The sequence below is a fragment of the uncultured Deefgea sp. genome (genome assembly GCF_947072475.1).
Classification (GTDB): domain Bacteria; phylum Pseudomonadota; class Gammaproteobacteria; order Burkholderiales; family Chitinibacteraceae; genus Deefgea.
In genome coordinates, this window is the sequence record NZ_CAMTIA010000007.1 from 43247 (window position 1) to 69685 (window position 26439).

Annotated in this window: 24 protein-coding genes, 1 tRNA gene and 1 pseudogene; 15 read left to right on the forward strand and 11 right to left on the reverse strand. The window is 50.1% G+C overall.

The window, feature by feature from the left end:
• Positions 1–149 precede the first annotated feature (149 nt).
• Positions 150–830, reverse strand: coding sequence for a DsbA family protein (locus Q0V82_RS04245; RefSeq protein ID WP_297573000.1), 681 nt, complete (start codon positions 828–830; stop codon positions 150–152).
• The gene (locus Q0V82_RS04250; RefSeq protein WP_297573002.1) at positions 824–1699 is read right to left on the reverse strand and encodes an MBL fold metallo-hydrolase; all 876 of its coding nucleotides are present in this window, start codon (positions 1697–1699) and stop codon (positions 824–826) included. Before Q0V82_RS04250 ends, Q0V82_RS04245 begins: the two co-directional genes overlap by 7 nt.
• Positions 1700–1821: 122 nt before the next feature.
• Between Q0V82_RS04250 and Q0V82_RS04255 the strand changes: the two genes are divergently transcribed.
• Both Q0V82_RS04255 and Q0V82_RS04260 read left to right on the forward strand, forming a co-directional pair.
• Entirely contained in the window at positions 1822–2712 is an 891-nt protein-coding gene (locus Q0V82_RS04255; protein WP_297573004.1) for a LysR family transcriptional regulator, read from the forward strand.
• Positions 2713–2916: 204 nt separating this feature from the next.
• On the forward strand, positions 2917–3330 hold the full coding sequence (locus Q0V82_RS04260; RefSeq protein ID WP_297573005.1) for a hypothetical protein: 414 nt from the start codon (positions 2917–2919) through the stop codon (positions 3328–3330).
• 2 nt (positions 3331–3332) lie between these two features.
• Here Q0V82_RS04260 and Q0V82_RS04265 read toward each other — a convergent pair whose 3' ends face one another.
• The gene (locus Q0V82_RS04265) at positions 3333–3698 is read right to left on the reverse strand and encodes a nucleotide pyrophosphohydrolase (RefSeq protein ID WP_297573006.1); all 366 of its coding nucleotides are present in this window, start codon (positions 3696–3698) and stop codon (positions 3333–3335) included.
• A gap of 195 nt (positions 3699–3893) precedes the next feature.
• Here Q0V82_RS04265 and Q0V82_RS16530 point away from each other — a divergent pair, with 195 nt between their 5' ends.
• Positions 3894–6293, forward strand: a complete 2400-nt coding sequence (locus tag Q0V82_RS16530) for a methyl-accepting chemotaxis protein (protein WP_308445215.1) — start codon at positions 3894–3896, stop codon at positions 6291–6293.
• Between the two features lie 125 nt (positions 6294–6418).
• On the opposite strand, the gene Q0V82_RS04280 is transcribed toward Q0V82_RS16530, so the two are convergent.
• The 4 genes from Q0V82_RS04280 to rlmF all read right to left on the reverse strand — a co-directional run bounded on the left by Q0V82_RS04280 (position 6419) and on the right by rlmF (position 10059).
• Positions 6419–6922, reverse strand: coding sequence for a DUF1269 domain-containing protein (locus tag Q0V82_RS04280; protein ID WP_297573008.1), 504 nt, complete (start codon positions 6920–6922; stop codon positions 6419–6421).
• Between the two features lie 135 nt (positions 6923–7057).
• Positions 7058–8395, reverse strand: a complete 1338-nt coding sequence (locus Q0V82_RS04285) for a PepSY domain-containing protein (RefSeq protein ID WP_297573010.1) — start codon at positions 8393–8395, stop codon at positions 7058–7060.
• Positions 8396–8491: 96 nt separating this feature from the next.
• Entirely contained in the window at positions 8492–8866 is a 375-nt protein-coding gene (locus Q0V82_RS04290) for a hypothetical protein (RefSeq protein WP_297573012.1), read from the reverse strand.
• A gap of 194 nt (positions 8867–9060) precedes the next feature.
• Positions 9061–10059, reverse strand: coding sequence for a 23S rRNA (adenine(1618)-N(6))-methyltransferase RlmF (gene rlmF / locus Q0V82_RS04295; RefSeq protein WP_297573013.1), 999 nt, complete (start codon positions 10057–10059; stop codon positions 9061–9063).
• 203 nt (positions 10060–10262) lie between these two features.
• Between rlmF and Q0V82_RS04300 the strand changes: the two genes are divergently transcribed.
• The 5 genes from Q0V82_RS04300 (at position 10263) to Q0V82_RS04320 (ending at position 14001) form a co-directional block, all read left to right on the forward strand.
• Positions 10263–10616 (forward strand): YkgJ family cysteine cluster protein, encoded by a 354-nt coding sequence (locus Q0V82_RS04300; protein WP_297573014.1) that lies wholly within the window; start codon positions 10263–10265, stop codon positions 10614–10616.
• Between the two features lie 200 nt (positions 10617–10816).
• Positions 10817–12454 carry a methyl-accepting chemotaxis protein gene (locus tag Q0V82_RS04305; protein ID WP_297573015.1) on the forward strand — a complete coding sequence of 546 codons (1638 nt, stop codon included), beginning with the start codon at positions 10817–10819 and terminating at the stop codon, positions 12452–12454.
• A 129-nt stretch (positions 12455–12583) separates the two neighbouring features.
• Positions 12584–13120, forward strand: coding sequence for a peptide deformylase (gene def / locus Q0V82_RS04310; RefSeq protein ID WP_297573016.1), 537 nt, complete (start codon positions 12584–12586; stop codon positions 13118–13120).
• Positions 13113–13460 (forward strand): translation initiation factor Sui1, encoded by a 348-nt coding sequence (locus tag Q0V82_RS04315; RefSeq protein WP_297573017.1) that lies wholly within the window; start codon positions 13113–13115, stop codon positions 13458–13460. The genes def and Q0V82_RS04315 overlap by 8 nt, the downstream gene beginning before the upstream one ends.
• 226 nt (positions 13461–13686) lie before the next feature.
• Positions 13687–14001 carry a DUF2502 domain-containing protein gene (locus tag Q0V82_RS04320; protein ID WP_297573018.1) on the forward strand — a complete coding sequence of 105 codons (315 nt, stop codon included), beginning with the start codon at positions 13687–13689 and terminating at the stop codon, positions 13999–14001.
• 59 nt (positions 14002–14060) lie between these two features.
• Here the strand turns inward: Q0V82_RS04320 and Q0V82_RS04325 are convergent.
• Together Q0V82_RS04325 and Q0V82_RS04330 are read right to left on the reverse strand one after the other, a co-directional pair.
• Positions 14061–14145 (reverse strand) — tRNA-Leu (locus tag Q0V82_RS04325).
• A 185-nt stretch (positions 14146–14330) separates the two neighbouring features.
• Positions 14331–15815: a glycoside hydrolase family 13 protein gene (locus Q0V82_RS04330; protein ID WP_297573019.1), complete on the reverse strand. Its 1485-nt coding sequence runs from the start codon at positions 15813–15815 to the stop codon at positions 14331–14333.
• Positions 15816–16142: 327 nt separating this feature from the next.
• Here Q0V82_RS04330 and Q0V82_RS04335 point away from each other — a divergent pair, with 327 nt between their 5' ends.
• The 7 genes from Q0V82_RS04335 to Q0V82_RS04365 all read left to right on the forward strand — a co-directional run bounded on the left by Q0V82_RS04335 (position 16143) and on the right by Q0V82_RS04365 (position 23813).
• A complete protein-coding gene (locus Q0V82_RS04335; RefSeq protein ID WP_297573020.1) occupies positions 16143–16388 on the forward strand; it encodes a hypothetical protein in 246 nt (81 codons plus the stop codon).
• A 225-nt stretch (positions 16389–16613) separates the two neighbouring features.
• Positions 16614–17666 carry a DNA polymerase IV gene (dinB, locus tag Q0V82_RS04340; protein WP_297573021.1) on the forward strand — a complete coding sequence of 351 codons (1053 nt, stop codon included), beginning with the start codon at positions 16614–16616 and terminating at the stop codon, positions 17664–17666.
• A 173-nt stretch (positions 17667–17839) separates the two neighbouring features.
• On the forward strand, positions 17840–19810 hold the full coding sequence (locus Q0V82_RS04345) for a FimV family protein (protein ID WP_297573022.1): 1971 nt from the start codon (positions 17840–17842) through the stop codon (positions 19808–19810).
• Between the two features lie 69 nt (positions 19811–19879).
• Positions 19880–20815: a hydroxymethylbilane synthase gene (hemC, locus tag Q0V82_RS04350; RefSeq protein ID WP_297573023.1), complete on the forward strand. Its 936-nt coding sequence runs from the start codon at positions 19880–19882 to the stop codon at positions 20813–20815.
• The gene (locus Q0V82_RS04355; protein WP_297573024.1) at positions 20812–21582 is read left to right on the forward strand and encodes a uroporphyrinogen-III synthase; all 771 of its coding nucleotides are present in this window, start codon (positions 20812–20814) and stop codon (positions 21580–21582) included. The genes hemC and Q0V82_RS04355 overlap by 4 nt, the downstream gene beginning before the upstream one ends.
• Positions 21583–21588: 6 nt before the next feature.
• Entirely contained in the window at positions 21589–22626 is a 1038-nt protein-coding gene (locus Q0V82_RS04360) for a uroporphyrinogen-III C-methyltransferase (RefSeq protein ID WP_297573025.1), read from the forward strand.
• Positions 22623–23813: a heme biosynthesis HemY N-terminal domain-containing protein gene (locus Q0V82_RS04365; RefSeq protein ID WP_297573026.1), complete on the forward strand. Its 1191-nt coding sequence runs from the start codon at positions 22623–22625 to the stop codon at positions 23811–23813. Before Q0V82_RS04360 ends, Q0V82_RS04365 begins: the two co-directional genes overlap by 4 nt.
• Before the next feature lie 52 nt (positions 23814–23865).
• On the opposite strand, the gene Q0V82_RS04370 is transcribed toward Q0V82_RS04365, so the two are convergent.
• Both Q0V82_RS04370 and ppk1 read right to left on the reverse strand, forming a co-directional pair.
• The gene (locus Q0V82_RS04370; protein ID WP_297573027.1) at positions 23866–24327 is read right to left on the reverse strand and encodes a histidine phosphatase family protein; all 462 of its coding nucleotides are present in this window, start codon (positions 24325–24327) and stop codon (positions 23866–23868) included.
• A gap of 3 nt (positions 24328–24330) precedes the next feature.
• Positions 24331–26412: pseudogene (gene ppk1, locus Q0V82_RS04375) on the reverse strand (polyphosphate kinase 1); the annotation flags it as partial.
• Positions 26413–26439: the final 27 nt, after the last annotated feature.

The window sequence follows — 26439 nt, forward strand, 5'->3', positions numbered from 1 at the left end:
CGATGCGCTGGGATTGATCAGCCCAACCCACGAGCGCGGCACAGCATCAAATCTGAACATCGGTAAAATCAATAGGTATTACTGCAAAAACCATATAAAACAAAGCTTGCAAAGCAATACCCACCTATCCGCTTTAAATCATGACTTGATCATTCGCAGCCTTCTGGACGACAAAATCCAGCGCCATCTGCCGGCAAAGTTGCGGGTGCTTGCTGCTGTATCCACGCCACAAAAGCAGCGGGCTGACCTAAAAATGGACCTAAATCAATGCCTGCCCCCTCCGCGAAACGCAAAGATGGAAAACCACGCAAACCGTGCTGCGCCATCTCTTGCTGGGTTTGGGCAAAATGCGCGGCAATCGTTGTGGCTTCATGCTGCATCGCTTGCTCAAACGCTGCTCGCGTGAAACCGAGTTCCGCCGCCAGATCAAGTAATACTGCGGGATCGGCAATTTGCCGCCCTTGCTGATAATGCGCTTGCTGGATTTTTTTTAGCATTTGCAAATCCGATCCTCCTAGCGCTGCAGCGGCAAAAATCGCCAAGGTCGGCGGTGTGGAATCAAACACCGCCTGCGGATTACGCAGCAAACCGTCGAAATACGCTGGTGCAAATATTTGCCCGCTTAAAGCCGCGATGCGCTGATCATGCGGCATCACATAATCGCGCAATGCCGGCGTTACCGGCTGGCGGCGCTCGCCACTCATCATACCGCCAGCGTGGAGTACGATTTCAATGTCGGGGCATTGCTCAGCCAGCGCCTGCAGTAAGGGCGCAGCGGCGTAACACCAGCCACACAATGGATCAAAATAATAATCTAAATGCTTTACCATTTCATTTCGCCTTGATTCACTTTGGCTCCGATTTCTAAGGACATATCGGTCTCGATTTGCGGGTAGGCATTTTGCATGCTGCGAATGAGCTCAGCACTATTTTTAGCCATGGCGGCATTTTTCTCAAATTGCTGCAAATATTGCTGAGTAAACGTAATCTGGCTGGCATCCAATGGCGTACCGGCACGCATATGCCCTGGAATCACCGTCACCGCTTGCAATGCGGCCATTTCATCCAGTTGCGCTAACCACGCTTGGCGTTCGGCAATGGTTTGGGTGTCGGCAGTCCAAACATGAAGCCCACCCGTCACCGCGATATTACCGGCAATGGTTTTGATCGATGGAATCCACACATACGGGCGGTGCGCCAAAATGCCAGTATTGCCACGAATTTCGATGGTTTCCCCTTCTAACTTCAGGGTATTGCCCTGCAAAGCTTTGGGCAAAACTGGGTTTTTAGGTGCATTGGCACCCATTTTTGGCCCCCAAAATGCGACCTTTCCCGCCAATTTACTGTTGATTTTGGCCAGTACCGCTGGCGTCGCCACGACTTGGGCTTGCGGGAACATGTTTTTTAACACTTCAACGCCAAAATAATAATCCGGATCGGCTTGGCTAATCAAAATCGTGGTTAATTGCTTGCCACTGTCGAGCACATTGGCCGCAATGCGCAAGGCATCGGCACGCGTAAAACCGCTGTCGATCAATACGGCTTCTTTTTCTCCGCTAATCAACACTGAATTCACATGAAAGCTGGCTGCATCAGCGTTGTAGACTTTAAGTTGCAAAGGCGCTTTGGCGCTATCTTGGGCTTGAGCGACGTTAAAGCTTAAAGCTAAAGTGCTGGCGAGTAGTGTGGTACGCAACATGGTGATTTCCTTGGGTGGTTTAATTGAACTGACGCCAGTGTAGTTGCGTTAAACAGCCAGATAAATACGCTATCATGGCCATGATTGTTGCAAAATTCGATCAAATAGATAGGAAGTCGACGATGGATAGACTGAAAGCCATGCAAGTATTTAGCAGCGTCGCCAGCACCGGCAGTTTTAGCGCTACGGCCGATCAGCTCGATATGTCGCGAGCCATGGTGACGCGCTATATCGCCGAGCTGGAGCAATGGTTGGGCGCGCGGCTACTGCAAAGAACCACCCGCAGCGTGACCCTAACCGATGCCGGAGAAAACTGCCTGCGGCGCAGCCAGCAAATGCTGGCGCTGATGCAAGATATTGAGGAAGAAAGCACCCAGCATGCTGGCGAGCTGCGCGGCCAATTGCGCTTAAGCTGCAGCATGTCGTTTGGCCATGCGCATTTGGCGGCGGCGATTAGCGATTTTTTAGCGCAGCATCCGGCGCTAAAAATTGATTTAAATGTCAATGATGTGGCGGTGAATCTAGTTGAATCCCGCATTGATTTGGCGATTCGAATCAGCCTTGACCCTGATCCTTTATTGATTGCGCGCCCTTTGGCAGCTTGCGAATCGGTTTTAGTTGCCTCGCCGGGGTATCTAGCGCAATACGGCATTCCGAAAAGCCCAGAGGCGCTTACCCTGCATCATTGCTTAAGCTACGCCAATTTTGGCAAAAGCATTTGGCATTTTCATCGCGACGAAGTTCGCAGCGAAGTCGCCGTCAGCAGTCGCTTTAGCGCCAATGAAGCCACCGTTTTACTGCACGCGGCAATAGCGGGCAGCGGCATTGCCTTGCAACCGAGTTATTTGGTCAAACCGTGGCTTGCCAGTGGCGATTTACACCTCGTCTTGCCTGAATGGCAAGCGCCAACAATGACGATTTATGCGCTGTATCCATCACGGCGGCATTTGTCCCCCGCCGTTCGCGCCCTGCTCGACTTTTTGCTCGCCCGCTTTAGCACGCCGCCGTGGTAAGCACTCCCCATTTGTGTAAGCATCACGACCGCTAGTCCGCAGTGAACCCGCACTCAGGCATAATAAGCATGCGCCAACAGATCGTACCCAGCGAGCTGGTAACGATTCTAGCGCTGAATTTGAATCTGAAAAAATCAGGGTATATGCCTGTAGCCTAATTTTTAAATAGGCTTCAGTAATATACCTGCAAGAATTGGAATTATCGTGCTGACACCCAACATCAATACCGACATTCCCGCGTATGGCGTGGATGATTTAACCGAGCAAAGCTGGCAATGGCTGCACGCCATTGGTCAATTGGCAGCGCAAGAGCTCGCCGCCATGCCCAAAGGCACTTTGGCGCTACTTGAAGCGCAAGATCGAGTGTATTGGGTGGCGCTAATCCACGATGAATATTACCTCGCCACCGCCACCATATTTGATGGCGAAATCAATATTCAACACGGTGCACTATTGCGCGATTTATATGGTTTTAGTATTGAAGAACTCAATTTTATGCGTGAAGGTCTGACCGACTGGCTCACCGCACAAACCACAATGAAAATCGCCGAACCACGGCAATTGCAGCGCTGGAGCGAGCTCCCAGTGCACAGCGCGTGCGACGATTTCCACAGTTAAATTTACAAATCAGTCGATCGCACCGAACGCCCCTTCGCTAAAGCGACGGGGTATTTTTCGGCATTGAGCTGCAATTTGGCTTGCGCAGCAGCCACTAAGTCAATTTGCGTTACTTGGCAAAATTGCAGTAAATACAACAAAATATCTGCCACTTCATGCTCACACGCTTGGCGCTGCGCGGCACTTAAGGGCGTGGTGGTGCTTGATGCTTCCCATTGAAAAATCTCCAGTAATTCAGCGGCTTCGACCGATAGCGCCATGGTTAAATTCTTAGGACTATGAAACTGTCGCCAATCGCGCGCTAGCGCAAATTGATTCACTTGTTCCGCCAGCTGTTGTAATGAATCACCCTGCTTGATCTGCTCCATTTATGCTCCAATTGTGCCAGCCGCACGCTTTCAACCCAAAAAAAATCAATATCATCAATAACTTATAAAAACGCACAGCAGTCCATTCATACGTATTGTCTTGACATTCAATAGAATTCTTCAAAAATAACCACATTGGTTTCACTTGTAATACCACCTCATCGCTGCAGTGATTCACCGTCGTGGAGCAAATAAATGCAAATCTCAATCCAACAACGTTTAATCTATACCGTGTTATTTTTATCTTTATTGCTCACCGCTTTGGGCAGCATTGGTTTGTATAACCTGCAACAAGTCAATCAATCGCTTAAAACTGTATATGAGGACCGGGTAGTACCACTCAAACAACTCAAAATCATTGCCGACGCTTATGCAGTCAATATCATCGATGCCGCCAATAAAGCGCAAGTTGGGCTAGTCAACGCTGAAACTACCGCCCAACAAGTCGCGGCAGCGCAACAAATGATTGATCAACAATGGCAGGCCTATAAGGCGACCAGCCTCACCGCTGACGAGTCGCGTTTAGCGCAAACGGCCGAACAGCGCTTTGCTGTAGCCAATCAAAAAATTATGCTGTTAAAGCAATTTTTGGCCAATCAACAAGGCCCGATCCCAGGCCAACTGACGGAGCTGATCGGCATTTTATATCCAGCGATTGATCCGGTTGGCGAAATTATTGGCGAAATCATGAATCTACAGCTTGACGTTGCCAAGGCCGAATACTTGCAAGCGCAAACCAGTTACCAGCAGGTAAAAACACTCACGATAGGGTTAATTTTATTTGGCCTATGCTTGGCCGCTGTATCGTGCTTTTTACTGATTCGAGCGATTTCAATCCCGCTTTCTCGGGCGGTAGGGATTGCCGAAAATATCGCTCAAGGTCAGCTGGATAATACCATTGTGATTCATTCACAAGACGAAACCGGGCGCTTGCTGCAATCAATGCAAAATATGCAGTTAACCATCCAAGGTTTTGTCCTGTCACAATCCGAAATGGCCAAACAACACCGCGCCGGCTGGACTAGCCACCGTATGGATCCGGCGGCATTTCCCGGCACATTTGGCGAAATGGCCGAAGAAACCAATCAACTGGTGCATTCACATATTCTGGTCACCGAGCAAACCGTACAAGTGATTGCGCAATATGCCCAAGGTAATTTTGAAGCTGCGATGCCACGATTAAATGGCGATCAAGCGCAAATTAGCCAAGCGATCGATCAAGTCAAGCAAGCTTTACTCAATATCAGCAATGAAATAAAAACCTTGGTCGAAGCTGGCGCGGCAGGTGATTTTGCCGTGCGTGGCGACGCCCAGCGCTATCAATTTAAATTTAAAGCCATGATTGAAGACCTCAATCGCCTAATGAATACCTGCGATATTGGTTTTAACGATATTTTGCGCGTCGCCAATGCGCTGTCGGTTGGCGATTTAAGCCAAACGATTCAAAAAGAATATCCGGGCTTATTTGGCAAAGCCAAAGACGGCGTGAATCACACGGTGTTTGCGCTGAGTCATATCGTTGCCGAGATTGAAAGCATGGTGACTGCGGCGGCCGAGCAAGGCAATTTTAGTTTACGGCTCGATATAAAAGATAAAACCGGCTTTAGCGCCCGCATCGCCCACTTGCTCAATCGCCTGTCTGAGGTCACCGAGATGGGTTTGCGCGATGTGATGCACGTTGCCAGTGCCTTGGCGCAAGGTGATCTAAGCCAAACGATTCGTAAAGACTACCCAGGCTTACTCGGCGAAACCAAAGAAGGCATAAATGCCACCGTGTATAAATTGCAGCAATTGGTCGGAGAAATTCAACAAGCGGGCAGCACGATTCATGTTGCCGCCACAGAAATCGCGCAAGGCAATCAAGATTTATCCCGCCGTACCGAAGCACAGGCCGCCAGCTTAGAACAAACCGCCTCTAGCAGTGAAGAGCTTGCCAGCACGGTAAAACAAAATGCCGACAATGCGATTACTGCAAGGCAATTGGCCCAAAATGCGGAACTCATTGCCAAAAAAGGCAGCGGCTTAGTGCAATCGGTCGTCAGTAGCATGGCGTCGATCAATACCTCGTCCGGCAAAATCGTCGACATTATTAGCGTGATTGATGGCATTGCGTTTCAAACCAATATTTTGGCACTCAACGCCGCGGTAGAAGCGGCTCGAGCTGGCGAACAAGGGCGCGGTTTTGCCGTAGTGGCCACCGAAGTGCGTCATCTGGCACAGCGCTCGGCGATTGCCGCCAAAGAAATCAAAGCGCTGATTAACGACAGTGTCGACGAAGTCGGCCGTGGTAGCCAAATCGTCAGCTCAGCCGGCAGCACCATGGCCGAAATCGAGCAAAGTATTCAACGCGTAACGCACCTGATGCATGACATTGCCGCCGCATCCAAAGAGCAAAGCGACGGCATCGGCCAAGTTAATCAAGCGGTCGGCCACATGGACGAAGTCACGCAGCAAAATGCAGCTCTGGTCGAACAAGCCGCAGCAGCGGCCACTTCATTACAAGAGCAAGCCGATCAATTGGCGCAACTGGTCGGCGTTTTTAAACTTAATCATTCGACCCCGCGCCCTGTGCTATCAGCACCTAAGGTCTATTGATGCTTGGTCTTCCTCTTTGGCATATTGCGCGCGGTAAATCCAAGCGTCGTCACTGCGAGCAATACAAATTGCGCGCATAAAAAAGCCGATGCATCGCACCGGCCTTGGGCTAATCGGTGCGCCAATTAGGCGCTTTGATCAACCTTAGCGGCGCTGAGTGCCGCTTGAAGCTTGCTTTCATCTTCATGCGATAAGGATGTTTGCAGCAAAGTCCCGCCGGTGCCACGCAGTTGCTCAAGGACTTTATCTGGCGTCATGCTACGCACCAAAACAAATAGCGTTGAGCTTTCTGGCTGCATATTGCCCGCCAGATCTTTCATAAACTGATCGTTAATCCCCAAATCAGTCAACGCGCCCGACAAAGCGCCGGTTGAGGCACCAATTGCCATGCCGACGACCGGCATTAAAAAAATCATCCCAATCAAAGCGCCCCAAAAACCACCGCTGACTGCGCCGGTGGCGGTCAGATTCAGCGCTTGATGCAATTTAACTTTGCCAGCAGCGTCTTTAGTGGCTACGACTGCGTCTTCTAAATCAATCAGATATTCAGTTTGTAATTTACGCAAAGCCAAACGAACTTCTTCGGCTTTATACATATTGTCATAACCCACGACCACTAATGAACTCATCTCAATTCCTTTCAAAAAATTAAAATTAAATTTCAACAAAACAAAGAAATAACACTATTGATTATTGCACAGTCCTTTCAATCAATTAAGACAAAGCCAAGCGCAAACCAATGAAATAGCTTTGTTTGGTATTTTTTACGCTCGGCGCAGCAGCAAAAAATCCAGTGCAAACACCAGTAACACACTGATCAAGACCATTGGCAATAACAAGGCCAAGGCCAGCAAAATCAAACTGCCAGTTTTCCAGTGTAGTAGGCTCTGCGCGGTTTTGGGCGCAGCAAATTGGCCAACAGGGCGACGTTTTAACCACATCACCACGCCACTGATTGAGATCAGGATGAGCAACAAGCAGGCCGACAGCATTAGTAATTGGTTCGGCAGACCAAAATACTTACCTTCATGAATCGCAATCCCATATTCAACCGCCTTGGGCACCCAGCCATAGTCAGCAAATCGAATGTCGGCCAACACTTGGCCGCTGTATTGATCTAAATGCAGCGTTCTTTGCTGCGCCGGATCGTCCACCGCTAAAGACAGCGTATAAACGCCCTTGGCATCTTTGGGCGGGCTGATCGATAAACCTACTGGCATGTTTAGCTTACGGGCAATGCCTTGGATTTGCGTTAAGGTCAAAGCCGTCGTCGCCAATGGCTGCGACTGATGCGCCGCGTGCTCACTATGTGGCAATGGTGCGGCCTCTACCGCCCAAGGGACGGCCTTATCCACCGTTGAATTTAAACTGCGAGTGAGCGGCGTCGATTCTGGCAATTGACTCCACAAGGCACTGGGGTAGCGCTGCCAAACTTCGGCAAATTTTTCACCCCAAATCCCGGTCCACGGTAAACCGGTAAGCAGTAAAAACAGCAGTACGCCCGAGCACCAAAATCCGCCGACCGCATGCAAGTCTCGCCAAAAAACTCGCTTGCCGGCGCCAAGCCGAGGCAAAAAAGTCCCCCACACCCCCGCCTTGCTGGGCCACCACAAATACAATCCCGACAGCACCAGCAAAATACCCCAGCTGGCCGCCAACTCAATCAGCGCATCGCCCCACGGCCCGATCAATAATTCACCATGCAAACGCAGCGCAATGCCTTGTAAAGTCCAAGCAAAATCTTGTTCGCCTAAAATTTGATTGCGATAAGGGTCAATAAATACCAAGCGCTCAGCGCCATCGGCCAATTGAATTTTAAATTGCGCGCTACGATCGATTTGTTCGGCCGGCGTATATTTCGTCACCTGCATCGCCGGATAATTTTGCGTGAGCGTCGCCACCATGGCATCGGCCGTCACCGGCTGGTGGCCTGGCGTAACTTGCATTAACTGCGGATATAACAATGGATCGAGCTGCGGTTTAAACAGATAAATTGCGCCAGTCACCGCCAGCAGCATGAGTACCGGCATCACCAATAAACCGGCGTAAAAATGCCAGCGCCAAACTACGGCATAAAAGTTTGCGGGTTTTGTTTTTGACATACCAAGTCTCCCGCCACTAGCGTTGAAGTTGGATTTTCTGCGAGCAGAGCCAAATCAACCGCGCTAGCGGCCTAAATTTAAAATCAATGTGTGTTTTTAAATCGAGAGAACAGACGGCGGGGCGTGACTTGGCGGGCGTAAAAAATCAACTAAAACAACATGCCAAACCGCTAAAACACGCGGCAGATCACCGGCAAAAAAAGTAAGCAATGGCAGTAAAATCGCCACCGTCGGGGGGCACGCGGCATTGGCGCTAGCGGCCAATAAGCAAATTTTACAAATACTGTTCGTTGGCGCAGCAGGCGTAGAATCAACGGGTACATCGCTCGATTTAACTACGCTACTACACAATGCTGGGCGTGCGAAATCCGGCATCGGCGGGCGATGCACCATACTCAGCAGCAGCATCGCCAGCACAGCAAACAGCGCCAACGACAAACCGCTTAATCGAAATTTACGTGAAGCCAGCATTGAGAACTTGAAAATAAAAGGCCGGCGGATTCTACGAAGCGCAACAAACCGGCACAAGCGCTATTTTCAATTGTCATAAAAAACAATGGGTATATTGATGCACCCTTTAATGAAAAAGAGCCACAGCAATATACCCATAGATAACAATAAACAACACCCAAGCCAAACGCTTGGCTTAGCTCGCCTAAATAGAATTAAGCCGACACAAAACGCTCATGCGACGCTGGCGGTATAAATGTCCAAGCAATAAAGCGGCTTTGCTTTTGCCCTTGGCTCATTTCAATCGTACGCACATCATAGGCACCGGCTTTTTCTAAAGTGCGATACAACAGCGGCAAGCTACTGGCTTTAGACACTAAGCTGGTAAACCACAAGCAACGCTGCGCAATTTGTCGGCTCTCTGAAATCATGCGCTGAATAAACGCTTCTTCACCGCCCTCACACCACAGCTCGCCACCTTGCCCGCCAAAATTAAGCAGCGGTTTTTCTTCTGCGGCGCTCGCTGCCTTACTGGTACGCGGTGCTTTGCCGAGGTTTTTCCATTTACGCTGCGAGCCGGCACTGGCCTCGGCCAAAGACGCATGAAATGGCGGATTGCAAAGGGTTAAATCAAAAAATTCATCATCTTGCATAATGCCTAAAAACATCGCACCAGGAATTGCTTGCTGGCGCAATTGGATATTCAATTGCGGATTGGCCGCCGCAATCTGCTGGGCATTGGCCAGCGCTACTGCATCGATTTCGGAGCCGACGCATTCCCATCCGTATTCGCTGGCCGCAATCAAGGGATAAACGCAATTGGCACCGCAACCAATATCCAGCACCCGCACCGTGCTCGGCATCTGCCCACGATGGCTATCAATCAATAAATCCGCCAAATTATGAATATAATCGGCGCGCCCCGGAATCGGTGGGCACAAATAACCTGCCGGTACATCCCAATTTTGTACGCCATAAAATGCCGCCAATAGTGCTCGATTGAGCATTTTCACCGCCGCCGGATTGGCAAAATCAATCGACTCATCACCATACGGGTTCACGGCCACAAACGGCGCTAGTGCTGGGCAAGCCGCAATCAAGCTCGGAAAATCATAGCGACCACGATGCCGATTGCGCGGGTGCAATTGTGCTGGCGGTTTGGTCACGCTGGGCGCGGCAGGGCGAGAAGGTTTAGAACGCGGTTTTGCTTGCATATTTTTTAGCCTTAAATCAGTGCTGCCATTCTCGCACATTCACAGAGCGATTCGGCGGAATCGAATTCGGTCTAGCGATAGCGCCGCAAAAATGACCTTCCATCGGAATGACGTCGTCCTAAGCTGCCGTTCATACCATGACTAAAACCGTTTTTATGATCTCGGCGTAAACTGGCGATCTTTTTTCATTGGCTCACACAAAAATGACTCCAAATAGCCAAACGATTCGCTTTTTACGCCAACGAATTCCCAGCTTTGAATGTATTGTCGGTTGCCATGATTGTTGTGGACCGGTCACCACCTCGCCAGAGGAAATGTCGCGTTTACCTCGCAAAACCGCTGCCGAACATGAGGTGGCGCTGGCAGAGTTATCTTGCCCGCATTTAGCGGAAAAAGGCTGCAGTGTGTATCTAGAGCGTCCACTGATTTGCCGCATATTTGGCACAACGCCCGCCTTGCCCTGTCCGCATGGTCGTCGACCTGAGTTCATGATAGACCCGCAAATTGAGCAACAAATTCATCACTATATGGCCAGTACCCGGCAAGTCTTGGTTTAATCAAAAACTAAGGTCTGTTCATGCTTGCACTTTAGAAAGCGAAATCAATGCCGATACCTTATAAAACAATAACATTGTCAACCACGGCGATTACAACAAAGCGGCATCGCTTGTCATTACCAGCGCTTTATTGATTTCAATGAATCCACCCTACCGCCCGCAACGAAAAATTGACGCAGTATTCGCCAGGAGCTTTGACCATGTTTGCTAAAATTTCTACTCGACTCATGCTGGGCTTTGGTTTATTGCTCGCACTCTTACTCGCCATTATCGCCATCAGCGTGTTGAATATTCGCAATTTACAGCAGTCTAGCGCGCAAATTTTGCAGACCGACGTGGCCGTTGGCGATCAAGCACAAGAAATTCGCTATCTCGTCACCCGAACCCGCCAAAGAGAAAAAGATTTATTTTTTGCCGTTGATGTGCAAAACCCTGATGCCGTCAAAAAACTGAAAGCCGAATGGGATAGCCAACTTGCTGAGCTCAACACTGCGATTAGCACTTTCAGCTCAATGCCACTCTCGCCAGAACTCAAAAGCATTGCCACTCAAATGCCCTTGCAAGTGAAAGGCTATCAAGACGCACTGAACACCGTGTATAGCCAAATTGCTTCAGGCCAAATCACTACGCCACAACAAGCCAATCTGGCACTTGAGCCCTATAAACAACCGATTCGCGATCTGAGTGACAATGTGAAACAAAGCTACGATGTGTCGCATCAAGCGATGTTGGCAGCACAATCAAAAATCACCGAACACGCCAATCAAAGTCGCAACTCTCTCTTACTGATGGGCGTGATCGCCCTACTGGCTGGTATTGCCGGCGCGATATTGATCAGCCGCTCGATTATTCGGCCGCTGCATTTTATGCAGCACGAAATCATGCAAATTGATCAACAGAATGATTTAACTCGCCGACTTCCGCTCAATGGCGGCACCGAGCTCGCCGATATGGCGCAGGCGATTAATCGTTTACTCGGCGCGCTAGCAGCCACCTTGGGTGAGTTGCAAAATCAGTCATCGCAACTTAAAAATTCCGCGCAGCAATTATCAAGTACCTCTGCACAAGTCAAAAACAGCTCTGAAATACAGTCCGATCAAAGTATTTCAATGGCCGCTACGCTAGAAGAAATCTCCACCAGCATTAGCCATATCGCCAATTTATCGGGCGACGCACGGCAAATGTCACAGCAATCAGGGCAAGCCGCCAGCAATGGCGTCGAGCACATTAGCGCCATGGTTACCGATATTGGCCGCATTGCCGATTCGATTCGCCAAGCCGCACTCACCGCTGAAGAACTCGATGCATCATCGGATCGAATTTCTGGCATTACCATGGTGATTAAAGATGTCGCCGACCAAACCAATTTACTTGCGCTTAATGCCGCCATCGAGGCCGCGCGTGCCGGTGAGCAAGGCCGTGGTTTTGCTGTGGTCGCCGATGAAGTGCGTAAATTAGCCGAGAAAACCGGCCGTTCCGCGCAAGAAATTTCGGCCATGATTAGCACGATTCAACATGGCGCTAAAAACATGGCCGAACAAATGCGAACGTCAGTCAGCAGCGTCGAAACCGGCATGCAAGTGGCTCAAAATGCCGGCCAAGCTATGAGCAGCATTAGTGGCAGCGCGCAATCGGTGGCGCAAGTGATTGAAGAAGTGAATATTGCGTTGGCCGAACAATCATCGGCCAGCCAAATTCTCGCCAATCGCGTTGAATCTATCGTTCAAATGATTGATGAAAACACCCAAAGTACCGCCCACGTGGCCGGTACGGCACAGACACTCGACACGATGGCCGATACGCTGAGCAATCAAATTGCGCGCTATCGCGTCAGTTAGGATCTGTTAACGTTTAGTTTTCCGCCGCGCTGGCGCCAAAAATGAATCACGGCTGCGTATGCAGCCGTTTTTATTTCAGCGCATTGATTCAATCAGTTAAAATTAAATTTTTCCTTACACAAATCAATCATGCCTATTCGTCCAGTGTTAAAAATGGGTGAGCCTTTGCTACTAACTACGGCGCAAAAAGTCAGCGAATTTGATACACCCGAGCTACACGCACTCATCGTCGATTTATTCGACACGATGGCCGACAACCACGGCGTGGGCATTGCTGCGCCGCAAATTGGCGTTAGCTTGCAAGTGGTGGTGTTTGGTTTTGCGCAAAATGCGCGTTATCCCGATGCCGATGCGGTGCCACAAACGATACTCATCAATCCCATCATCAGCCCCATTAGCATCGAGCTCGAATCTGGCTGGGAGGGGTGTCTGTCTGTTCCTGGCTTACGAGGTGTCGTACCTCGCTATACCCAGATACGCTATCAAGGCTTTGATCAATTCGGTACACCGATTGATCGCACCGTCAGTGGCTTTCACGCGCGCGTCGTGCAACACGAATGCGACCATCTATTTGGCGTGCTCTACCCGCAACGCATCACCGATATGACGCAATTTGGCTATACCGACGTGCTATTTCCCCAGCTGAAGGCTGGGCAAGATGAGTAAAAAATCCAGCGGTGGACTCGTCTATTCAACCGAGCACGGCACCATGTGCCCAACGTGTCGTCAGCCGATGGCTGCTTGCAGCTGCCAAGCAGCGCTCCCCAGTGGCGACGGGATCGCCCGAGTGGGCCGCGAGCTTCGCAAGGGTAAGGCGGTGATTGTTGTCAAAGGCTTAATTTTAGATAGCGCGGCACTCACCACTCTGGGCAAACAACTCAAAACCCTATGCGGCACGGGCGGCACAGTCAAAGACGGACAAATTGAAATCCAAGGTGAACATCGCGACAGCATCATCAGCGAGCTCAACCGCCAAGGCTTTAAAACCAAACGTGCTGGCGGCTAGCGCCAGTTGGCGCTGGCTTGGTCGTTGCAGAATTGGGCTAAAGATAAGACGAAAAGCGCGGAAAGACTCGCTGTAGCGCAAAATTATCATCCCCAGAGTGGCCTGCATCATAGCTGCAATCGAAGATAGAACTTATGCTCAGCACGGGTGTAAAAGTGTAATCGCCATTGGCCAGAACACGTTTGCGTTATAAGTTAATCGCTGCTTTCTATTGATAATTGTGTCTATGAACAAACTCTTTATTCTGGCAATCAGCGCCGCATGTGCTTTTCCGCTGAGCGCCGCCGCCAGTATCAATATCTCCATCGGCACTCCGGTGGTGATATCTCCTGCAACGCCAATTTTGCAACTCGGGTCGCGCAATCATCGAGGTTATTATTGGGATGGCCGCCATTGGCAAACCCCACGTTATTGGTCGTCGCATTACCGTTACCATCAAGGGCGCTGGCATGATCGCGACGATAAGCGATATAAGAAATATAAAAAGCATCACCACCACGGGCGTGATCGTGATCGTGATCGCGACTGGGATGATGATTAATCAAAACAGCAATGTGCAGACGTAAAAAAGCCGATCTAAAAGATCGGCTTTTTTGAATTTGGTGCCCGGGGCCGGACTCGAACCGGCACACCTTTCGGCGGGGGATTTTGAGTCCCCTGCGTCTACCAATTCCGCCACCCGGGCATGAGTGTGTTCTGTGTAGGAGGCGGATTATTCCTGATTCCATCTGGCTTGGCAAGCATTTTAAACAAAAATTATTGCGCTCAAAAAATACCTCAATAAAATCAATGGGCATTCAAAATTTAATGCGCCTGCAAACCAAGCCGTATTGCGTTTATTTCATATCAAGCGTTCACTGCTGCGCGGCATTACTGATTACGCGGTTTAAAAAAAGTGTAGTTTTGGTAAGGCTCAAACGCCTGATAAATCGCCACCGATCGCGCTGGCAGTTGCAGCAACACACTACCGGCCTGCATTTTGCAATCTGGCGCGCCACCTAAAGCATCGCGCAACGGCACACCGTCGTACCAATGCGAATAAGGAATCAATAAACGACTCGCTAGCGGGGTATCGGTTAAATTCACTACCACCAAAGCGGCCTCCCCCGGAATAGCGGTGGCGCGTAAAAACACTAGGGTATTGCCCGCCAATCGATGGCCCAAAACGATAATATCGCCATACTGTAGGGCGGTATTTTGCTGGCGAATCGCAATCAATTGCTTGACCCATGATCGCTGCGCGTGATTCCAGTCCGCCTCGTTCCAGCGCATTGGCCGGCGGCAATCCGGATCTGCACCGCCTTGCATGCCGATTTCTTCACCGTAATACACCAGTGGAATGCCCGGCAAAGTAAATTGCATTGCCATCGCCAGCTGCGCGTCATGCAAATTACCGACGGTGGTAATCAAACGCGGCGTATCGTGGCTCGACAGCATATTCCACGAACACAACAGCCCTTTCAAGCCATACGCATCACGAGCGTCTTGAATCGCCGCATTCATTTGTACGCCATCGATTTCTCCCGCCAGCCAAGCCAAAATCGCGGTGCGATACCAGTAATTCATCATGCCACTATAACCAGCACCAGCCTGAAACCAGCCGCCAGAAAAGCCATTTAATTCACCGAGCAATCCGGCCTCTGGATACACTTTCGCCACCACCTCGGCCATCTCTTGTGCCACGGGTATACCGACATCTTGCGCGACATCAAAGCGCCAGTTGTCGATACCCCGACTTAACCAATATTGCACCACGCTGTTGGGCTGGCGATACAGCACGTCTCTGACTGCTGGATTGGCCAAATTAAGTTCCGGCATCAAGCCGTAATCTTGCCAGCATAAATACCGTCCATCCGCCAGAAAAGTAAACCAATCGCGCTTGCTTGGATCGCCTTGTTGCGCCGCCAAAAACCACGGATGAAATTCAGAAACATGGTTGAGCACGGCGTCCAGCGTCAGATTCATGCCTTGCTGATGCAAGGTATCGATCAAGCGTCGTAAAGCCGTTTCACCGCCAAACATCGCGTCAATAGTAAAAAAATCCGTCGCGTCGTATTTATGATTGCTCGGCGCGCTAAAGATCGGCGTAAGGTAAATCCCAGTCACCCCTAAATCCAGCAAATAATCAATTTTGTCAGCTATACCATCCAAGTCACCGCCAAAAAATTGCTGTCCCCACGGCTGATTTAAGGTGCTGTCATCCCAGCCCCGTTTGGCGATATTCGGCCCGTCATAAGCGGTATTGGCTAGTTTTTCCGCGCTACTTAAGCCTGCACCAATCGCAAATCGCTCGGGAAAGATCTGATACACAATTTGGCTAGCGCGCCGACGAGTAAGGTCATCCAGTTGAGTCATCACATCGCCCCATTGACAGTGAAATACATTAACCGTAGCAGAACATCAACCGACTCCAACATTGTTTTTAACTGATTTAAAACTGACAAAAGCCAAAAAACAACACTCTAACTTTATTTCTTAACTGCAACAAATTGGTAAAAATATAATCAGATACTGAGTGCTGACTCAATGCTTTGCTGGCCGAGCAAAATCTCGCGGCAAAACATTTTTGCTTCTGGTGATTCATTTTTAAAGCAATGATTTGATGTTGTGTTCACTCAATGCAAATCAAGCGTAGAGCCCAACGACAGATCGGCGCTTCAATAAGCTGCAATTGGAGACCTCATGACCGAGCACAATTACATTCTGAAGCTTATTACCATCCACGGCGTCGAGCAGCCCATCGCGACCGGAACTTACGACTCCATTCTCAATGCTTACAACAACAAACGAAAAAAACTCAATATCGGTCAACGCGTCACCATGTCGCGTCGCTGTGATACTGGCGATGTGGTGCTCAAAACTTGCGCCCCGAGCGGCCGAAAATACCCGACTCAGCGCAGCTATATCATGGCGAGCTACTGCCGCTAATCGACGCTCGCTAGCACAGCACCAGCATAAACTACGCCGCCACTCGCTCGCTGCAACGGCGAGTAATGCGATGTATTGCCATGTAGCGCTTTTCAATATTGCACCTTATCGATATACCCACTAGTACGATATAAAAGCAGTGCAGCGCAATCACCGCTGAAGCAGAAAATACTGACAGTCATATAGAACGAACGTACAATTTGTTTTATTTACTCAAACCACACCGTGACGCCTCAGCGCAAAATTATTCATATCGATTGCGACTGCTTTTATGCTGCCGTTGAAATGCGTGATCGACCTGAACTCCGCGAAGTTCCGCTCGCGGTGGGCGGCTCGGCAGAGCGGCGTGGCGTCATTGCCACTTGCAACTACCTTGCGCGCCAATTTGGCATTCATTCGGCGATGTCGACGTATCGAGCACAACAGCGTTGCCGGCAACTGGTGGTGGTGCCGCCCGATTTTGCCCGTTACAAAGCGGCATCACAGGCAATGCGCGCCATTTTTGCCGATTACACCGATCAAATCGAGCCACTATCTTTGGATGAGGCGTATTTAGACGTTAGCGGCCAACCGCATTGCGCAGGTAGCGCCTCGCGAATGGCCGAACAAATTCGGGCGCGCATCGAGCGCGAAATCGGCATTACCGCCAGTGCCGGCATTGCGCCAAATAAATTACTCGCCAAAATTGCCAGCGACTGGCGCAAACCGAATGGGCAATTCGTGATTCGTCCCCAAGATATTGCCGAATTTATGCCGCAGCTAGCAACGAGAAAGCTATGGGGTATTGGTAAGGTCACCGCAGATAAACTGGCGTTGCGCGGTATACATACCTGTGCCGATATTCAGGCATGGTCACTGGAACAATTAATCAGCGAATTTGGCCGCCTCGGCCATTTATTGCATGAACAAGCCCAAGGCATCGATCATCGTCCAGTGGCCCCGCATGAAAGTCGAAAATCATTATCGGTAGAAAATACATTCGCTCATGATTTAAGTACCGCCGCTTGCCAGCAAGCGCTGGCAGAATTATTTAGCGATTGGCAAATTCGAATGCAGCGTTTAGCGGATGAGCGAATTCATAAAGCATTTATCAAAATTAAATTTGCTGATTTCACACAAACCACCGTGGAATGTATTTGCAACTCGCCACAATTAAATACCTATATTCGACTACTCGAACAAGGTTTAAAACGTAGCCCGCAGACCGTGCGTTTATTGGGTTTAGGGGTACGTTTTGACGAACGCAGCAATGTGCCTGAGCAGCTTTGTTTATGGTGATATGACTTGGTACGGCATTTTTAATGCTTTGCCGATTTCGGCAACAAGCCAACAATTGCCCGCCAGCATATTAATATATGCTTATATTTGAAAAACTCAGCAAATTAGCTAAAAATGAATATCGCGTTAGCTTATTTATTTTTTTGTTGAGTTGAATGCCAGAAGGCCTGACAATGAATGAAATATTCAATTTATGGTTTAAATTATCAATGCCGCATTTTAAATTTCGCCGCGCCACACTCTGCGTCACACTGGGCCTAAGCTTTGGTTCAGCTCACGCCATGACCATGGGCGAATTGCAATTACAGTCCTATATCGGACAACCCTTTCGCGGCCTTGTACCCTACCGTTTAAATGCCGGCGAAGCGATCAATGAACAATGCATTGAATTACGCGCATCTAACAATGAATTACCCGGCTTAGGCCCAGCCACCATTCAAATTCGTCCCAATGGGGAAAACAGTGGCGTATTACTAATCGAATCACGCTCGGCAGTCGGCGAACCGACAATTGCTTTTGCGGTGAAGCTCGCCTGCGCCAATCAACAAATGACGCGGGATTTCACCGCCTTTTTAAATATCGCCCCAACCGGCGCCGAGCGCGAAATATCCAGTCGCCCCCTGCCACGTGAAGTGCGCCCTCGTCGAGCTGAATCCAGCAATGCGCAAGACGTATCGCCGAGAACAGATCATCAGCTCACGCTGAAAAAACCGATGAGTTTGCGCGAACTCACCAAGCGCTATTACCCCGAAAATACGCCGCAATATCCTCGCTACTTACAAAAACTCAGCGCTAGCAATCCTGATCTTGACCCGAATGCCGCACTGAGTGCCGGTACTGTGGTGAGCATTCCCGATAAATTACGTTCAGTACGAAAAAAAACGCCAACCACGCCGACAGTAGAAGCAGGTCAATTGCGACTCGATAGCGAACCGAGTCAACGCACTAAACCAACAGGCACGCCATCCACCGCGCAATACACGCAAGGTTTAGAAGAGAAAGTCAAAACCCTAGAAGAATTACAGCTCAAATTACAACTGGAAGTCGAGCAACTGAATACGCGCCTAAGCCAGCTCAACACCAGCCAGCCGATCGCCAGCGCACCTGAGGCGCTCATCACCGCCAGTACGGTGACGGCCGTCAGCAACACCACCGCCGCAGCCGCCCCCGGCATCAGTGCCAGTCAGCCGAACAAAAAACGCATTATGCCTGCGCCAGAAATCGCCGAGCCCGCGAGCAAGACGCCAACTTGGCTGATTGGTTTAGGTTTAGTTGGCATCGTAACGACGGTCGGCGGCTGGCTATTTTGGCGTCGTCGCCAAGCGCAGCCAGCAAATGAGCTCGCTCCCCATAGCGAACAAACCTTGATGGGGCAATTTAAAACCTATGCCACACGGCATAAAGCCAGCGAACACACGCCAACCATGATGTCTTTTTTACATCATCCTGGTGCAGGAATTGAAGTCAGCGATTTTGATTCCGTCGATTTGGCACGCATCCAAATTATGTTGGGACAAGGTGAAGTCGCCGAGGCGATTGATTTGCTGTATCGCAGCATTGATGAAGACCCAGAAGATATCGAGCGTTGGTTAATGCTATTCCGAGTTTTCCGCCAACAAGGCATGAAAACCGAATATGCCAATTTGGCAAAAAACTTAAGCCTGATTGTTAAAGACGAAGCCGATTGGGAACTGGTGCGTAATATCGGCTCAAAACTTGATCCAGAAAATGAGCTCTATCAACGCCAAAATCGCCCGAATACGATGGCGGCCGATGTCATCACGGCAGATAGCAAAAGGGTCGAGCTAGATATCCATCCCGAGTCCACACCGGCCACGATGATGCATGCCTTCTTAGATATCGAAACCCCGCTCGCCCCAACGCCAACGCCGACGATGGACTTTGCAATCAGCGAAGTCGTGCCAATGACCACGCCAGCCGTCATGTTGGATATTCAACTGCCTGAAATGCACGATGAAATACAAGATATCTCGTTTCAAGCCACCGAGGAAATCGAAATGTTTCCGGCTTTTGAGCCCGAAATCGAGGTAGACAGCCCTGATTCAATCGTGCCACATTTGGATTTTCTTGACTTCAATTCAGAGAACGAATCACCGCCAGAGCGCAAACGTCATCTCGAGTAAGTCGCGGGCAACGCATGCTGCATCGCGCATGTTAGACTGCTGTTTTTGTCTGACTGAAGGATTTTTCTTATGAGCCCAACTCTGCCGACCCAAGTGATCATCGCCACTCGCGAAAGTCCGCTGGCACTCTGGCAAGCTCATTTTGTGAAGTCTTGGCTAGAAAAAACCTATCCGAATTTATCGGTTCAATTGCTTGGCATCACCACCCAAGGCGATAAAATTTTAGACGTCACCCTCAACAAAATTGGCGGCAAGGGCTTGTTTGTTAAAGAACTCGAGCAAGCCATGAGCGAGGGGCGCGCCGATTTGGCCGTGCATTCAATGAAAGACGTCCCCATGGTGTTGCCCGAAGGCTTTAGTCTGGCGGCCATCGGTGAGCGCGAAGATCCGCGTGACGCCTTTGTCTCAAATCGATTCAAACATCCGGACGAGCTGCCTGCGGGTGCGATTGTCGGCACCGCTAGCTTGCGCCGCGAAAGCCAAATTCGCTCGATTTACCCGCATTTAGTGGTTAAACCATTGCGTGGCAATGTCGGCACCCGTCTCAAAAAACTCGACGACGGTGAGTTTGACGCCATCATTTTAGCGGCGGCTGGTTTAAAACGACTTGGCCTCACCGAGCGCATCGCTTGCGAGCTGTCGCCTGAAATTAGCCTACCCGCACCGGGGCAAGGCGCAGTGGGGATTGAAATTCGCAGCGATCGCGCCGATTTAATGGCCTTGCTCGCGCCATTTAATCACGTAGAAACCGCTGCTTGCGTCACTGCCGAACGGGCTTTATCGCGTCGTTTAAATGGCTCATGCCAGATTCCGCTGGCGGCTTATGCCACCAATGAAGACGGCTTTTTACGCTTACGCGGTTTAGTGGCCATGCCCGATGGCAGTCATCGTGTGGTCGCCGAATCCAATGGCTCATTCGCGGCTGCGGATGGCTTAGGGCGTATCGTTGCCGATTTACTCTGCACCGAAGGCGCTCGTGAGATTCTTAAACAACTAGCGGTATGACTTTAGCGCTTGCTGGCTTGCGATTATGGATTACTCGGCCTGAAGCACAGTCGGGGTATTTAGCTGCGGCGCTCTCTAAACAAGGCGCACAGTGCCATACCCTTCCGTTGCTGACCATAGCGCCGCCCAATCCAGCGCAAGAACTACAAAACGCGCTCGCGCAGCTTGATCAATTTGACTTGGCGATTTTTATTAGCCCTTCGGCATTAGATCAAGTGATGTTGGCGCGCTCAACGCCTTGGCCCAGTCATTTACCCGTTGCCGTCATTGGTCCTGGCAGTGCCGAACGAGCCGCCCAATTGGGCATGCAGCACATTATTTGTCCTGCACAGCAATTTGATGGTGAAGGCTTATTGGCGACGCTGGGCGATCAAACCGGCAAAAAAATTGTGCTGTTTCGTGGCAATGGTGGCCGCGATATTTTGCCCTCGGGCTTAATCGCGGCGGGTGCGAGCGTACAATTGGTGACGGCTTATCAGCGCAGCGTTGCCGCTTTAGATCGGCAACAGATTGAGCAACAATTGGCGGTGGGTTGTGATGGCATTATTATTTCTAGCTCAGAAGCGGCACAACACTTATTGAACTGGGCTGGAGAGCAAGCGCAGCTCAAGTTACAATGTAGGCTCTATTTTGTTCCGCACCCACGAATTGCCGCAGCTCTAAAAGCGCATGGCGCTCAGCATATAGTGCCAACCGAGGCGGGCGATGATGGCATTACCCGTTCGATTTGCCGGTATTTTTCACCGGTTTCATCTCAAAAAGTGTAGAGCCCGATGAATCAAGACAACCCAAATACTTTTTCTGCGGCACTCAACAGCGCGCCGCGTCATTTTGCGCAGCAACCGGCGCTGATATTAGCGATTGTGGCCATTTTAGCCAGTGCTGGCGCTTGGCTATACCAGCAAAACGCCATGGAATCACTCAAGCTCGAACTCAGCCGTGAATTGGCCAGCAATAATCAACTGCAGCAAGCGCTACGCCAATCCAGCCTAGAGTCTAGCCAAGCACAACAAAAAATCATCTCGCGCCTCGATATTCAAGAAAGCAAGCAAGCTGAGGCCGGCGCGCGACAAGAAGCGCTCAATCATATGTACGACAACCTTAGCCGAGGTGAAACCTTACATAGTCTGGCCGAAGTCGAGCAAATGCTGTCGTTTGCCAGCCAACAATTACAAATTGCCGGTGATATCAATAGCGCATTAACCGCGTTAAATAATATCGACGTGCAACTGGCTCAACTGAATCGCCCTGAGCTGATCAGTGTTCGCCAAGCGCTAACGAAAGACATCAACACCTTAAAAGGAACGCCCTATCTCGATGTGATCGGCATTACCGCCAAGCTCAATAGCATTATTGATAGTGTTGATCAGTTGCCGCTGATTGTTGATGCCGGACACACTATCGCACCGACGCATCAAGCCAATACTCAGCACAATACCGCGCAACGCTTTGGCGCTGAGATTTGGCATGAACTCAAGCAGCTGATTCAAATCCGCCGCATCGATCAACCTGATCTGATCTTGTTATCGCCTGAGCAAGGTTTCTTTTTGCGAGAAAACATTAAATTGCGCCTACTCAATGCCCGCGCCGCATTATTACTGCGTAACGAAACTGCATTTCGTAGCGATCTCAAAGCCACTGAGCGTTATTTACAGCAATTTTTTGATGCCCGCGCCCCTGCCACTGACAATGCGATTAAGGTCTTGCGCCAACTACAGACGCAACCTCTCGCGATCACCATGCCCGACTTAAGCGCCAGCTTAACTGCCGTTCGCGCAGCACGCACCACTGCAGAGAGGGCCAAGCCGTGAGATTCTTAATCTGGTTTATTGGTTTATTTTCACTGGCGGTTGGCTTAACGCTATTTGCCCAAGTCAATAGCGGCTACGCTTTGATCTTTCTACCGCCTTGGCGGCTTGAAATCTCGCTGAATATTTTTATTCTGCTCTTGATTGGCTCGGTGATTGTGCTGTATTTGGGGCTGCGGATGCTGGCTGAATTAGGCGGCCTACCCGAGCGAGTACGCCGCTATCGTTTGCGCCAGCAAGAAATCGCGTCGGTGCAGCTCGAACGAGAAGCACGCACAGCATTTTATGAGGGACGCTTTCAGCGTTCAGAACGACTCGCCAGCGAAGCTTTTGCGGCCAGTCCCAATGATGCAGCGTATGCAGTAAATGGTTTATTGGCAGCGCGGGCCGCGCATTCAATGCGTGATTACGCCAAACGCGATGCTTATTTCGAGCAATTACAAGCCCGGCTTGGTGAGCAACATTTAGCGACATTGATGTCAATGGCCGAGCTTTATCTCGATGAGCGCCGCTACAACGAAGCGAGCCAAGCCATTGCTGCGGCGCGTGAAATCAATCCCAAACTGACTGCCGCCATGAAAATCGAATTGCGTTTACGCCAACGCGAGCGCAATCCAGATGCGGTGCTCAAGCTGATTGAACAATTGACGCGCAGCGACGCACTCGATGCTGAGCAAGCCAATCACATTCGAATTGCCGCGTATCAGCAACAATTACGCCAACATCCAATGAGCGTGCGCGAGCTAAAAGACTGGTGTCGTAAAGTCCCTGAGGCCGACAGACTTAATCCACAATTGGCCGCCAGCATCGCAACTCAATATCAAGAACAAGGCGAACCCGCGCTCGCTCGCGAGACTTTGGCGGCCGCCATTGATGCTGAATGGAATAGTGAATTACTCGAGCAATATGGCGTGCTTGGGCTGCGCGGCGAAGCGCTAACCGCCCAGTTGCAACAGGCCGAACAATGGCTTAAACAGCATCCGAATGACCATCGTTTATTACTGACTTTGGGGCGTTTATGCTATCAGCGCGAGCTATGGGGCAAGGCACAGACCTATTTAGAAGCCAGCATTGCCGTTAAACCGACCGCCATTGCCCATGCTGAATTAGCCCGATTGCTTGATCAACTCGAGCATACCGAACAAGCCAACTTACATTACCGCGCCAGCTTAAGCATTGCGCTCAGCTAGTTGGCGTTGTTTATCGACAGCAAAAAGGCGGCTTAGCCGCCTTTTTTATTGCTCAAACTAACTCCGGCCCCAATGCCGCCTTGAGCACATACTTAACTCGGCCATCCATCACGCGACGTTGAATCCACCAAATTCCGCCTTTGCGCGTAGGCCAATCGAGCTCTTTACCCGTCAATAACAGCGATGCCACTTGGCCAATATGCGGCTGATGGCCGACCATCACCACCACTTTGCCGATATCGCGTGGCCAATGCGCTAGCTCTAAATAGGCCGCGTTAAAGCCACCTAGATTAATTCGCGAATCCACCACCGCATCCGCGCGAAGATATTGTACGGTGGCTTGACTGCGAACTGCCTCACTACAAATCAGACGATATTGCGCCACATCTTTGAGCTGAGCTCGCAGCCAAGCAGCCATTTTCTTCGCCTGCTTGACGCCTTTGGGCGTGAGTGGCCGCGCCAGATCATCCGGCCCTTCTGCTGCATCAGCATGGCGCCATAGAATTAAATCCATCGATTAATTCCGTGTTCCGGCCGCTAAATCGGCGAGTAACTGCGCTTGTGCCGATCTGATTTTGCCGCCACGCGCAACTTTTCGACGATAACGCCCGTCTGAAAGCATTTCCCACGCCTGAGAATTGTCCACCAAGAATGGCCGCAAACTTTCACGAATCACGCGGCGCTTCACTTTGGGATTTAAAATCGGAAATGCAATTTCAATACGACGGAATAAATTACGTCCCATCCAATCGGCACTGGATAAATACACGTCTTCTGCGCCATCATTGAGGAAATAAAACACGCGATGATGCTCTAAGAAGCGACCAATGACCGAACGAACTCGGATATTTTCTGAAACGCCAGGCAAACCAGGACGCAAAGCGCATACGCCACGCACAATCAAATGAATGGTCACGCCGGCATTCGAAGCCTCATACAATTTATCAATAATTGAGGGCTCAAGTAGCGAATTCATTTTGGCGATAATCACCGCTTTACGTTCAGCCTTGGCATGCACGATTTCACGCTCAATCGCGGCGATAAATTGGCTATGCAGCGTAAATGGCGCTTGCCACAGGGCGTGATGATCCCCCGCCAAACCCAAACCCGTGAGCTGCATAAACACATCATTCACATCGCTGGTAATATCACAATTGGCCGTCAACAAACCAAAGTCGGTATATAGCTTGGCCGTTCGAGGGTGATAGTTACCCGTGCCGACGTGCGCGTAGCGATGCAACAGCCCCTCTTCACGGCGAACAATCAGCAGCATTTTGGCATGCGTTTTATAGCCATATACGCCATACACCACATGAGCACCGACGCTTTCTAGCTTCGCAGCCCAATTGATATTGGCTTCTTCATCAAAACGCGCCATCAACTCAACCACCACGGTAACTTCTTTACCGCGAATCGCCGCCTCTTTAAGCGCATCCATCAAGACCGACTCGGCGCCAGTACGATAAATCGTCATTTTAATCGCGACCACCTGCGGATCACGCGCTGCTTGCTGTAGCAAATCGACGACGGGCGTAAAGCTTTGGTAGGGATGGTGCAACAAAATATCACTGTGTCGAATCGCCGAGAAGAAATCGGCTTGTTTGCGTAGCTCAGGGGGAATGCCCGGCATAAACGGTATATATTTCAAATCCGGGCGATCGACTTGATCTGGCACTTGCATTAAACGCACCAAATTCACCGGCCCATTCACCCGATAAATGTCTTCTGGCAGCAAGCCAAATTGCGACGACAAAAAGTCTTGTAAATGCCGTGGGCAATTATCGGCCAATTCTAAGCGAACAGCATCACCATAAGGGCGTTGCGATAACTCGCCTTCAATCGCTGCGCGCAGATCTTTGATGTCTTCATCATCAACCGATACATCGGAATCACGCGTTACCCGGAATTGATAGCAACCGAGGACATGCATACCAGAAAATAGCTCATCGATGTGCGCATGCAAAATTGACGATAAAAAGACAAAGCCATGCTGGGTACCGGCGATTTCATCGGGCATTTTGACAAAGCGCGGAAAAATACGCGGCGCTTGAACAATCGCAATCCCCGAATTACGGCCAAAGGCATCTGGGCCTTCTAACTCAACAATAAAATTGAGCATTTTGTTAGATAAACGTGGGAATGGATGCGAAGGATCCAAACCAATCGGCGTCAAAATCGGCTTTAATTCACGGAAGAAATAATTTCTAACCCATTCACGCTGCGCTTCAGTCCATAAACTACGCCGAAAGAAATAAATCCCTTCGGTTTCCATTGCTGGAAACACATTTTCACGCAAAATTCGATATTGTCTTTCAACCAAATCATGCGCTTCTTTGGTGACCAATTCAAAAGCATGATGCGGGGTAATCCCTTCTGGCAATAGCCGTGAAGGATTGTGCCGGATATTTTCTTTTAACCACGCCATCCTCACTTCAAAAAACTCATCCAGATTGCTCGACACAATGCACAAAAACTTCAAGCGCTCCAAAAGTGGATTGCGCACGTCCTCGGCTTGCGCCAAAACACGGCGGTTAAATTCAAGTAAACCCAATTCACGATTGAGCAAGAGTTGATTGTCGGCGGGTTTGTAAGTCATGGCAGCGCTCTTTGATGGCGATTGAGGTCA